Origin of the sequence: Streptomyces sp. NPDC088194, from assembly GCF_040702025.1 — a bacterium.
Lineage (GTDB): Bacteria > Actinomycetota > Actinomycetes > Streptomycetales > Streptomycetaceae > Actinacidiphila.
Map to the genome: position 1 here is coordinate 1 of NZ_JBFBIV010000095.1, position 11310 is coordinate 11310.

9 protein-coding genes are annotated in these 11310 nt (G+C 74.7%); 6 read left to right on the forward strand and 3 right to left on the reverse strand.

Annotation, left to right across the window (positions count from 1 at the left end; all coding sequences use genetic code 11):
* Positions 1 to 194 precede the first annotated feature (194 nt).
* Together AB0399_RS33775 and AB0399_RS33780 are read right to left on the reverse strand one after the other, a co-directional pair.
* Positions 195 to 1859 (reverse strand): MFS transporter, encoded by a 1665-nt coding sequence (locus AB0399_RS33775; RefSeq protein WP_329368042.1) that lies wholly within the window; start codon positions 1857 to 1859, stop codon positions 195 to 197.
* A 214-nt stretch (positions 1860 to 2073) separates the two neighbouring features.
* A complete protein-coding gene (locus AB0399_RS33780; protein ID WP_366413882.1) occupies positions 2074 to 2640 on the reverse strand; it encodes a MarR family transcriptional regulator in 567 nt (188 codons plus the stop codon).
* A gap of 50 nt (positions 2641 to 2690) precedes the next feature.
* Here AB0399_RS33780 and AB0399_RS33785 point away from each other — a divergent pair, with 50 nt between their 5' ends.
* The 3 genes from AB0399_RS33785 (at position 2691) to AB0399_RS33795 (ending at position 4711) form a co-directional block, all read left to right on the forward strand.
* On the forward strand, positions 2691 to 3470 hold the full coding sequence (locus AB0399_RS33785; protein WP_366413883.1) for a dienelactone hydrolase family protein: 780 nt from the start codon (positions 2691 to 2693) through the stop codon (positions 3468 to 3470).
* Positions 3471 to 3477: 7 nt separating this feature from the next.
* Positions 3478 to 3744 carry a DUF6295 family protein gene (locus AB0399_RS33790; RefSeq protein WP_366413884.1) on the forward strand — a complete coding sequence of 89 codons (267 nt, stop codon included), beginning with the start codon at positions 3478 to 3480 and terminating at the stop codon, positions 3742 to 3744.
* A gap of 298 nt (positions 3745 to 4042) precedes the next feature.
* On the forward strand, positions 4043 to 4711 hold the full coding sequence (locus tag AB0399_RS33795) for a hypothetical protein (RefSeq protein WP_366413885.1): 669 nt from the start codon (positions 4043 to 4045) through the stop codon (positions 4709 to 4711).
* Between the two features lie 16 nt (positions 4712 to 4727).
* On the opposite strand, the gene AB0399_RS33800 is transcribed toward AB0399_RS33795, so the two are convergent.
* Positions 4728 to 8120: a BTAD domain-containing putative transcriptional regulator gene (locus AB0399_RS33800; RefSeq protein ID WP_366413886.1), complete on the reverse strand. Its 3393-nt coding sequence runs from the start codon at positions 8118 to 8120 to the stop codon at positions 4728 to 4730.
* Between the two features lie 495 nt (positions 8121 to 8615).
* Between AB0399_RS33800 and AB0399_RS33805 the strand changes: the two genes are divergently transcribed.
* The 3 genes from AB0399_RS33805 to AB0399_RS33815 all read left to right on the forward strand — a co-directional run bounded on the left by AB0399_RS33805 (position 8616) and on the right by AB0399_RS33815 (position 11107).
* Positions 8616 to 8948 (forward strand): cupin domain-containing protein, encoded by a 333-nt coding sequence (locus AB0399_RS33805; RefSeq protein WP_366413887.1) that lies wholly within the window; start codon positions 8616 to 8618, stop codon positions 8946 to 8948.
* Positions 8949 to 9455: 507 nt separating this feature from the next.
* Positions 9456 to 9737 carry a Sec-independent protein translocase subunit TatA gene (tatA, locus tag AB0399_RS33810; RefSeq protein WP_329368053.1) on the forward strand — a complete coding sequence of 94 codons (282 nt, stop codon included), beginning with the start codon at positions 9456 to 9458 and terminating at the stop codon, positions 9735 to 9737.
* A gap of 311 nt (positions 9738 to 10048) precedes the next feature.
* Positions 10049 to 11107: a helix-turn-helix domain-containing protein gene (locus tag AB0399_RS33815; protein WP_366413888.1), complete on the forward strand. Its 1059-nt coding sequence runs from the start codon at positions 10049 to 10051 to the stop codon at positions 11105 to 11107.
* Positions 11108 to 11310 lie beyond the last annotated feature (203 nt).

Sequence of the window (11310 nt, forward strand, 5' to 3'; positions counted from 1 at the left end):
ATCTGGCACAACCGCACCACAGGCCAACCAATCACCCGCTCACTGATCGCCTACGACCACTGACCGACCCACATCGGAACTACTCGTCTAGGGCCGCGCGGGCGGCAAGCGGCAAGCGGCGGGCGGCAAGCGGCGGGCGGCGGGTGTCGGGCGCCGCCCGCCGAAGTGAAGTGGGGTGCTCCCCGCCGCTTCGGCTACTCCGCGCTGCTCGGCGTGCCGCGGAGCGCGGAGGCGAGGGCCGCGAGCAGGGACATCCCGGCCGCGGTCGCGAAGACGATGACCAGGCCGTGGTGGAAGGGCGAGGAGATGAGGTTCGGGAAGAACTCCTTCCCGGTGAGGACGTCGCGGTTGTGCGCGGGCAGCTTCGCCAGTGTCCCGGAGGGCTTCAGCAGCGTCTCGACCGGGTTCACCCCGAGGAACGCCGAGAACACCGTGGACACCGGTGGGAGCGTCGCCGCGTGGTGGGCGACCCCCGCCGGTACCCCCTGGGCCCGCAGCCCCGCCTGGAGCGTGCTCGGCAGGCGGTCCGCGAGCCCGACGATCAGCAGCGAGAAGAAGACGCCGATCGACAGCGACGTCCCCGAGTTCTGGAACGTGGACCGCATCCCGGAGGCCGCCCCGCGGTGCGTGGCCGGCACGCTCGACATGATCGCGGACGTGTTGGGCGCGGAGAACATCCCCGAGCCCATCCCGTTGAGCAGGATGAGCAGCGCGAACGCCCAGTAGGGGAAGTCGATCGGCAGCAGGAGCAGACCGACGAAGCTGGCACCGAAGAGCAGCAGCCCGCCGGTGGTGAACCAGCGCACTCCGAACCGGTCGGAGAGCGTCCCGGAGACCGGCCCGGCCAGCAGGAACCCGGCGGTCAGCGGCAGCAGGAAGATGCCCGCCCACAGCGGCGCGTCCTCGAAGGCGTAGCCGTGCAGCGGCAGCCAGATGCCCTGCAGCCAGATGATCAGCATGAACTGGAGCCCGCCGCGGGCGATGGAGGCGAGCAGCGCGGCGGCGTTCCCGGCGGCGAAACTCCGGTTGCGGAAGAGCCGGAGGGTGAACATCGGCTGCTTCACCCGGGTCTCGATCAGCCCGAACACGACCAGCAGCACGGCGCCGCCGATCAGCCCGGTGAGCACCTTGGGGCTGGTCCACCCCATGGTGTGTCCGCCGTAGGGCTGGATGCCGTAGGTGATGGAGACGAGGATCAGCCCGCAGCCCAGCGCGAAGGTGAGGTTGCCCCACCAGTCGATCTTCGCCGGGTTGCGCGCGGAGATCTCCCGCAGCGAGCGGTACGCCCAGATGGTGCCGAAGATGCCGACGGGGACGTTCACCCAGAACACCGCGCGCCAGTCCCACGCGGACAGCAGCCCGCCGAGCACCAGTCCGATGAACTGCCCGGACAGCGCCGAGATCTGGTTGATGCCGAGGGCCATGCCGCGCTGGCTGGCCGGGAAGGCGTCGGTGAGGATCGCCGCGGAGTTGGCCATCAGCATCGAGCCGCCCAGCGCCTGGACGATCCGCCAGCAGATCAGCCACAGCGCGCCGTGCGTGCCGTGCGCCGGGTCGAAGGAGAGCGCGATGGAGGCGAGCGTGAAGATGACGAAGCCGAGGTTGTAGATCTTCACCCGGCCGACGATGTCGCCCAGCCGCCCGAGGCTCACCACGAGCACCGCGGTGACCAGCAGGTAGCCCATGATCATCCACAGCAGGTAGGTGATGTTCCCGGCTGCGAACGGGTCGAGGTGGATGCCGCGGAAGATCGCGGGCATCGAGATGATGACGATCGACGCGTCCACCGTCGCCATGAACATTCCGAGGCTGGTGTTGGACAGCGCCACCCACTTGTAGCGGTCGGGGCGTTCACCCATGGGGCCGGACGGCTCGGCGGTCACGGTGGCGGCCGTGCTGCCGCCGGGACCGCGGGGACGGCCGCCCCTGCCGCCGCTCCGACCGCCGCCGCTCCGACCGCCGCCGCTCCCGCCATCGCCGGCTCCGCCTCCCGCGGCCCCTCCCGCGGCCCCTCCCGCACCGTCGCCCGGACCTCGGCCGGGCCCCCCGGGGGAACTGCCGGACGGCGGCTGCTCAGACACGTCGGGTGATCCTTTCCAGCAGGGGGATCGCGGCCGCCAACTGCTCCTGCTCGCGCGGGCTCAGTTCCTCGCCGATGGCGAGGGTGAGCCGGCGGGCCCGTTCGCGGCGGGCGCCGTGCAGGCCGTCGCGGCCGCTGTCGGTGAGCGATACGACGATCCGGCGGCCGTCGTGCGGGTCCTGCGCGCGGGAGACCAGGCCGCGTTCGGCCAGCACCCCGACGATCGTGCACATCGACTGCGGCCTGATCCCCTCGCGCGCGGCCAGCTCCGACGCGGTGGCCGGGCCGTCCCGGTCCAGCAGCACCAGCGCCGAGGTCTGGGACAAGGTCAGTTCACCGTCCGGCTTGACGGTGCGCAGCCGCCGGGTCAGCGGGCCGAGCGCGGCCCGCAGGTCCGTGGCAATACGGGCCGGGCCGCCGGGCGGCGCCTCGGCGGGGGCCGGGTCCGGACTCTGAGCCGGTGTCAGGGCCGATGCCGGGTGCGGCGGCGGGTCCGGCGGCGGGTCCGGCGGCGGCTCCTGTGCTGGGGTCGCGGTCGGAGGACCGCCGGTTGATGACATGATCTTCAGTATAAACTGATCAGTCCAGCCTTATGGTATAGCTGACGCCCATGAGCGATTCCCTCCCCGGACCTTCCACCGGCTCGTTGACCGCGACCACCGTCTCCCTCGCCGGTCACGGCGGCGACGCGATCGAGGCGTACCTCGCCCGTCCGGAGGGCGACGCCCGCCGCGGCGGTGTCGTCGTCATCCACCACATGCCCGGATACGACCGGCAGACGAAGGAGATGGTCCGCCGCTTCGCCGAGTCGGGCTACGACGCGGTCTGCCCCAACCTCTACACGCGAGAGGCCCCCGGCGCGGCCCCCGACGACGCGGCGGCCGTGGCCCGTGCGCAGGGCGGTGTGCCCGACGAGCGGCTGATCGGCGACGTGGCCGGCGCCGCCGCCTATCTGCGGGCGCTGCCCACCTCCAACGGCAAGGTCGGTGTCATCGGGCACTGTTCGGGCGGCCGCCAGGCCGTGCTCGCCGGCTGCGCCACGGACGTGGACGCGGTGGTGGACTGCTACGGCGCCTTCGTCATCGGCCCGGTGCCCGAGGGCTCCCCGATGAAGGTCACCAGCCTCGTGGACCGGCTCCCCGATCTGGGGGCGCCGCTGCTCGGCCTCTTCGGCGATGAGGACACCCACCCCGGCCCGGCCGAGGTCGCCGAACTCGGCGGCCTGCTCACCGAGTCGGACAAGGCCTTCGAGTTCCACACCTACCCGGGCGCCGGCCACGGCTTCTTCGCGGTGAACCGCCCCAACTACAACGTCGCGGCGGCGAACGACGGTTGGGAGCGGATCGAGGAGTTCTACGGCCGGCACCTCGCCGGCGGCGAGCGGAGCTGACCCGACCATGTGCACCTACACCACCGTCAAGGACGTCGTCGACGGCAGCGCCAAGGGTCCCGGCAGCCCGTGGTTCCACGTCACCGACGTGACCGTCTACTTCGACCACCCGGTCCACGCGATGGCCGAGCACACCCTGAACGTCGACTTCGCCGATCCGGTCAAGGGGCCCTCCGCGCGGGTGGCGTTGGAGCTGACCGCGGAGTCCGCGCGCACGCTGGTCGCCGCGATCCAGGAGGCGCTGGCCGCGGTGCCGGCGGAGATGCAGGTCTGACCGTTCCGCTCCGGCACGTCGGCCCGGGCGCGGGCCCGTTCCCCGCGCCCGGGCTCCTTTCTGTCCCGGGCCCCCTTGCGTGCTCCGTCCGAGCGGCCCGGCGCGGCCGTTGGCGATCTTCCTGTGATGATTGTCGTGACGCGTGTGGCGTTGCGCCACGGAGCTGTAACAGGCGCTGACTTGGGAAGTTGTCCATGTCAAGGTCGTCATGTCCGCGGGTGGTCGCCCCGTCCGGGGGCGGGATCGAACCCGTCACCACCGCGGCGGACGACAGCGTCGAGAGGGAAAGAGGAACAACATGCGTACCAGGGCCGCTCGTTGGGGTCTGTCCACTGCCGTGCTCGTGGCCGCGGGGCTGGCGTTGACCGCGTGCGGACCTGACAACGGGAACTCCGCCGACGGTTCGTCCACCACGTCGCCGGTCGCCACGGGTGCCACGCAGGCCACCACCCCGCCCACCGCCACGAGCGGCCAGGGCTCCACCCAGGCCGCGCCGTCGGGGACGAGCACCGCCGGGAACGCGGGGGAGAAGTGCACCGACCGGATCGACTACGCGGGCGATCCGCGGTCCAACGCCGAGATCAACAGCATCGGTGAGCAGACCGGCAGTTGCCCGTCGCCGTCCCCCGCCACCGGCAGCGGCAGCGGTGGCGGCGACGCGGACAACGCGCACACCGTCGTCGGCACCCTGGAGTACCTCGCGCCCGGCAAGCTGATCGTCAAGCCGCAAGGCGGCGGCACGGATCAGGCGTTCTACGTCTCCAACGCGACGACGATCCTCGGCGCGGCCGCGATCTGCTCGGGCCCCGACGGCAACGTGACCATCGGCAGCGACGACTACGGCACCACGAAGTGCACCGAGAGCCAGCTGGAGAAGGCCGCGAAGATGAGCAGCGTGACCGTCCGGGTCACCCTGGACCGCACGTCCGGCGGTGCCGACACGGTCGCCGAGCGGTACCACCCGTAGGACCGGCCGCCGGACCCTACTCCGTGTCGAGTCCGGCCAGGCCGCGCAGCGCGGCCTCCTCCTCCGCCGGCAGCCGGTGCGCCCGGGCGAGGCCCAGCGACTCCTCCCAGCACGCGCGGGCCGCGGCGCGGTCGCCGCGGGCCAGGTGCGCGCGGCCGAGGACCTCCAGGACGTCCGCCGCGGTGGCGCGGTCGCCGAGCCGGTCGAGCAGGGCGAGCGTCTCCTCGAGAGCGTCGACCGCCTCGGCGGGACGGCCCCGGGCGAGCCGGGCCTCGCCGAGACTGGTCAGGGTGCGGGCGATGCTGACCATCGAGCCGCGGGTGCGCCAGGCCGCGAGCGCGTCACGGAAGCACTCCTCGGCGGCCACCGGGTCGCCCGCGTACAGGTGGGTGTCGCCGAGGTTGCCCAGCACCGTGGCCACCCGGTCGAAGTCGCCCAGCGAGCGGTGCAGTTCGAGCGACCGGTGGCCGTACTCCAGCGCGAGGCCGTACTCGCCGGTGCCGCGGTGCAGGGCGGTGAGGTTGGTGAGGATCGCGGCCACCCCGCGCTGGTCGCCGGCCGCCTCGAAGCGCGCGCGGGCGACGTGCAGATGGCCGAGGCTCACGTCGTACCGCTCGGCCATGCCGTGCGCGACGCCGAGCCTGCTGTGCATCCACGCCTGCCCGAGGACGTCGCCGTGCGCGGTGACGCAAGCCATCGCCTCCTCCAGGCAGGCGGTCCACTCGCCGGTCCACCAGTACGCCTGCGCGTAGCCGAACAGCCCGGCCGCGGTACGCCAGGCGATCTCCGGCCAGCCCTGGGTGATCGCGGTGGCGATCACCTCCTTGATCGCGGGCAGTTCGCGCACGCACCAGCGCAGCGCCTCCTCGTCGCTGGTGAACTCGACCACGGGCAGCGCCGGTTGCTCGTCGAGCGGCGGCAACGGGTGCCCCTCGGGGGCGAGTACGGCCAGCGAGGCGGCGACGGTGGCGGCGTACCAGACGGTGATCCTGCGCAGCGCGGCCCGGCGTTCCGCCGCGGTGAGTTCGGCGAGCGCGCAGACCGCGGCGTACTCGCCGACCAGGTCGTGGAAGCTGTACCGGCCCGGCTGCGGCGCCTCCAGCAGGTGCGCGTCGACGAGCGCTTCGAGGACGTCGTCGGCGGCGCCGGCGGACGTCCGGCCGAGCAGCGCCGCGGCCGCCGACGGGTCCAGCCCGTGCCCGGGCCAGACCCCCAGCGTCCGGAACGCGCGGGCAGCCGCGCGGTCCGCGGCGAGCAGGCCGTCCCGCATCGCGACATAGCTCATCGCGAAGGTGTCCTGGACCGCGAGGCCGCCGGTGGAAAGGGCGTGCAGCCGGGAGCCGCCCGGGCCGTCGAGGCGTTCGGCGAGCGCGGTCAGCGGCCAGTTGGGGCGGGCCGCCATCCGGGCGCCGGCGATCCGCAGCGCCAGCGGCAGCCCGCCGCACGCGGCCAACACCCCCGCCGCCGCCTCGGGTTCGGCCGCCACCCGCTGCCTGCCGCAGAGCGCGACCAGCAACTCCCGCTGCTCCTGGGCGGAGAGCGGCTCCAACGCCAGCCGCGCGGCGCCGGGCAGTTCGCCGAGGGTGCGGCGGCTGGTGACGACCACCGCGATGTCGCCGCCGCCCGGCAGCAGCGGCACCACCTGCGCCGCGTCGCCCGCGTTGTCCAGCATCAGCAGCACGCGCCGGCCGTGCAGCGCGTCACGCCACAACACCGCCCGGTCGTCCGGGTCTTCGGGCAGCGGCTGGCCGTCCGCGCCGAGGTCGCCGAGGAAGCGGGCCAGCAGGTCGGCGGGACTGCGGGCGCCACCGGCGCCGAACCCGCGCAGATCGGCGTAGAGCTGGCCGTCGGGGAACTCGGCCCGCAGCAGGTGGGCGGCGCGCACCGCGAGCGCGGTCTTGCCGACCCCGCCCATCCCGGAGACCACCGCCACCCGCGGGCCGCGGTGGTCCGCACCGCCCCGCAACGCGGCCAGCAGCGTGTCGAGTTCGGCGGCGCGGCCGGTGAAGTCCGGCGTGTCGGCGGGAAGTTGGGCCGGTGCGGGGCGGCGGCGGGCAGCGGGCGGGAGCCCCGCCGAGGCCGCCGCCCGGACGGGGGCCGCGGGCCGGTCGTGCGCCCCGGGACGGTCGCCGTCGCCGCCCCCGGGCCCTTCACCGGTGTCACCCGAGCCCTCGGTACGGTGCGCGGCGCGGTCCTGCCCGGGCCGCGAGGACGTGCGCCCGGCACCGGCCTGCTCCGGCGCCGACCGGTCCCATCCGGGCACGGGCACGGGTACCGGCAGCACGGGCGCGGACGCGCGCGTGGGTTCGGACACGGATACGGCGCCGCCTGGCGTCGCGGCGACGGTGCCGGGCGGTCCGGACGCCCCGGCCTGGCGCGCGGGCGGGCGCGCGGGCGGGCCGGGCACCGTGGGCACGCCCCCGGGTCCCGCGGTGCCGTCGGCCGCGTCGGTGGTCGCGCCGCCGGAGGAGCCCCGGCCCGTACCCGGGACGGTCACCCCGGCGACCGCGCCGACCCCGCCGACCACGCCCGTACCGCCACCGGTGGCCTCGGCGGGCTCGCCGGCCGGGGCAGCGGGCGCGGCCCGGGTCTGCGCCGGCTCGGCCAGGATCTCCTGGTAGGTGGCCTGCACCGCGGAGTCCGGCTCCACGCCCAACTCGTCCACCAGGGTGCGGCGCAGCCCGTGGTAGACCGCGAGTGCCTCGGCCTGCCGGTGGGTGCGGTGCAGCGTGAGCATGAGCTGCCGGTGGAAGGTCTCGCGCAGCGGGTGCGCGGCGGCCAGCCCGGCCAGCTCCGCGGCCATGCCCTGGTGCCGGCCGAGTGCCAGCTCCGCGTCGAAGCGCCACTCCATGGTGAGCAGCCGGGCCTCGGTGAGGTGCGCGGCGAGCGCCCGCAGCGCGTCGGAGCTCAGCGGTACGTCCGACAGCGGGTCGCCGCGCCACAGCGCCAGCGCGGCCCCGCACTCGGCGAGCACCGACGCCCAGTCCCCGGCGCGGTGCGCGGTGCGGGCGGCCGCGTGGTGGCCGAGGAAGATCCAGACGTCGAACTCGTCCTCGTCGTCGGCCACGTCCAGGACGTAACCGGGCGGCGCGGCGCGCAGCCGGGAGACGTCCCGGCCCTCCTCGTGCAGCACCCGGCGCAGCCTGGCCACGTGGTTGTGGAGCGACGCGGTGGCGGTGATGGGCGGGGCGTCGCCCCACAGCGCGGACTTGAGGTGGTGCAGCGGCACGGCGCGGCCGGGGGTGGCCAGCAGCGCGGCGAGCAGTGCGCGGACCTTCGCCGACCCGACCGGCCGGGGCAGGCCCTGGCCCGTGTCACCGCCCGCGTCTGCGCCCGTGCTCCCGCTCATGCCGCCGCCCGGGTCGCCGCCGGCGACGACCGTGACGGTGCCGAGCAGGCCGAACCGCATCCGTGGGCCTCCCTGGCCGGATCAGTCGCGAACGCGCCCGCGGCGCCGGACGCCGATGTCGCGCCACCTCGCGCGTGCCTTCGCCGCGTTCCGTGCCGTCGCGCGTGTCCTCGGGGCGGTGGCTCCTGGGCGGTGGACCGCCCGCTGCCGTACCCGGGTCGGCCGCCGGGTGCGCCCGCCGGACGTCCACCGTGGCGCGCGACGACGCGGCACCGGGTCGGAACCGAGGGGACGGCCGACGCTGTGGGGACGAAACGTTAGCCATATGTTAGCGGTCGGTTGGCGCCCTTCCGCATGATGACGGAGTCGGGTTCGGCCGCTGCGGGTGTGCGTGGAAGCCCACCTTCCGCGAACGGGGGCACCTGTGTCGCGGCCGGACCCACATCCCGGACCGCATCCCGCACCCGCGTCCCGAACCCGCCCGCCGGCCGCCCGCCCCGCGCCGTCGGCATGGCGTTGCGGGGCGCCGGTCCCCGCCGCTGCCAGACTCGGGGAATGCGTAAATTCTCCCTGGACGCCCAGGTACGCGAACATCTCCGCCAGGCCGCCGAGGCTTCCACCGGCCGCAGCGCGGAGACCCTCTACGGTGGCCACGAGCAGGCGCTGCGCCAGACCCTCATCGCGATGACCGCGCACACCTCTCTGGCCGACCACGAGACCCAGGGGGAGTCGACGCTGCAGGTGCTGCGCGGCCGGGTCCGGCTGACCTGCGGCGGCGACGTCTGGGAGGCGATGGCCGGGGACCTGCTGGTGCTTCCGCACGCCCGGCACGGCCTGGAGGCGCTGGAGGACAGCGCGGTCCTGCTGACGGTCGCGACGCTCCGCTGACCGCCTGACCGCCTGACCGCCTGACCGCCTGACCGCCTGACCGCTCTGAAGGGCTGACCTGGACGGGCCGACCCGCCGCCCCAGGACCGGCTGACGGGCTGACCCGGACCGGCCGACCGGCCGACCGGCTGCCCGGGACACGGCTGACGGCCTGACCTGGACCGGCGCTACGAGCCGCAGCCCCGGCCTCGCCCGGCCCTCCGCTCCGCCGGACGGCCGCCTCGCCCGGCCCCGACCTGTCCGATTGGGGCGGATTCGCGGCGCCGCTCGCCGCCGTTGCGGAAACCCGCCGTCCGGTCGCGTACGAGCGCTTCCGCGCAGGTCGGAGCGGGGGTGGCGGGGTGGGGTGAGGGTGTCCGGCACGCGGGACAAGGGGGGCTGGGTCTTCCCGTTCACCAGCTTTTTGCGCATGCTTTGAGTACCCGGGTAGCCGTCGGCAACGGTGGCCGGGTGACAATGCGACACTAGAGAGCTGTGAGTCGGCCATAACGAAACGAGGATCATCCCATGTTGCGAAACGGGTTGGAGCCGTGGCACCTGATCGTGGTGGCGATCGTCGTCATCGTGCTGTTCGGTTCCAAGAAGCTGCCTGAGGCCGCCCGCGGTCTCGGCAAGTCGATGCGCATCCTGAAGTCCGAGGCGAAGGCGATGAAGAGCGACGACGCGACGCCCGCCGGCGCCACGCCGCACGCCTCCACCACCCCGGCGCCCGACGCGATCACCCCCAGCGACGTGGTGACGGCCAACGAGGCGCAGACGCAGGAGCCCGCGACCGGCTCGGTGAAGTAGCGGCCCGGGGTGCGGGCGCACCCCAGGCCGTGACCGCCGGCGGCGGAGCACGGCGCCGGCACCGGACGCGCCCCGCGCGCTCCGGCAGGTCCCCGCGCCCGTGACAGGCCCCCCGCTTCCGGGACCCGGCAGTCTTGGTACGTTCAGGACGTCCGGGTACGGGAAGCGAAGCGAGGGGGCCTGTTGTGTCGTCGGGGGCGGGTACGAGCACGGGGCACGGCAGCGGGGACGGGCCGGGGCACCCAGGCGGTTCGGGGCGCGCGGGTCGGACCGGGCACGCGACGGGCGACGGCGCCGTACCCCCGGAGTTCGTGGCCGGCTTCCCCGAGACGCTGGCCGAGATATCCCGCAGCTGCCGCACCCTCACCCGCGCGGAGCGGGAGAGCCGCCGCGTACTCGGCGAACACGCCGCCGACTCCGGGTTCGGGCTGCGTGAACTGACCGCCGTCCACCTCGCCGAGGCCCGACGCGCCTGGCCGCACCTGCCGGGCGTGGCCGCGGCGCGCGACGCGGGCGAGCTGCGCCAGGTCGGCGGCGCCGTACTGGCCGCGCTGGAGACGGGGATCGCGGCCCTCGCCGAGGGGCACGCACGGGCCCAGCGGCACGCGGTGCGCCGTGCCGAGGCGGCTCGCCGGACGTTCATCGACGACCTCCTCTACGGCCGCAGCGATCCCGGCCGGATCGCCGAGCAGGCCGAGGGCTTCGGCCTGCGGCTGGCCGACCGCCATGTCGTCGCCGTCGCCGCGCCGCCCGCCGACGAGCCGTACCACGAGACGCACCCGCTGCTGCACCGCGTCGAGCGCGAGCTCGCCGGGCGCTTCGGCGACCACGACCTGCTCATCGCGTCGAAGGACGGCCGGCTGGTCTGCGTGGCCCCCACCGAGCAGCGGCCCGCCCTCGACGCCTTCGTCAAGCTCGCCGCCGCCGGGCGGGTGGCCATCAGCCGCCCGCACAGCGGCGCCGCCGGAGTGGTGCGCTCCTACGAGGAGGCGCTCAGCGCGCTCGACCTCGCGGACCGGCTGGGCCTGACCGCGTCCGTGCTCAACTCCACGGACCTGCTGGTCTTCCCCGTCCTCATGCGCGACCGCGCCGCGATGTCCGACCTGGTCCGCACCGTGCTCGGTCCGCTCCTCCACGCCCGCGGCGGCGCTCAGCCGCTCGTCGAGACCATCTCCGTGTACGCCGCCGCCGGTTACGTCAACGCGGAGGCTGCGCGCCGGCTCGACCTCAGCGTGCGCGCGCTGTCCTACCGGCTCGAACGCATCGCCTCTCTCACCGGGTTCGACCCGGACGACGCGCTCCAGCGCTACACCCTCGAAACCGCGGCCCTTGGCGCCCGCCTCCTCGACTGGCCCACCCGCACCCTCTGATCCCGCCCCTGCCCCCCCGGGTGCCCCTGTCCTGTCGGCCCAGGGACCACCCGCCGGTGGTGGGCGGTCGCGCCCCCCTGCGGGGTAGCTGCCTCGCCCTCCTCTGACGGCCGGCTCTGGCTTGTCGCGCAGTTCCCCGCGCCCCTGGGGGTACTTGCCCGCCGTTCCACGGTGCCGCTGCACCGTGGCTGGTCGCGCAGTTC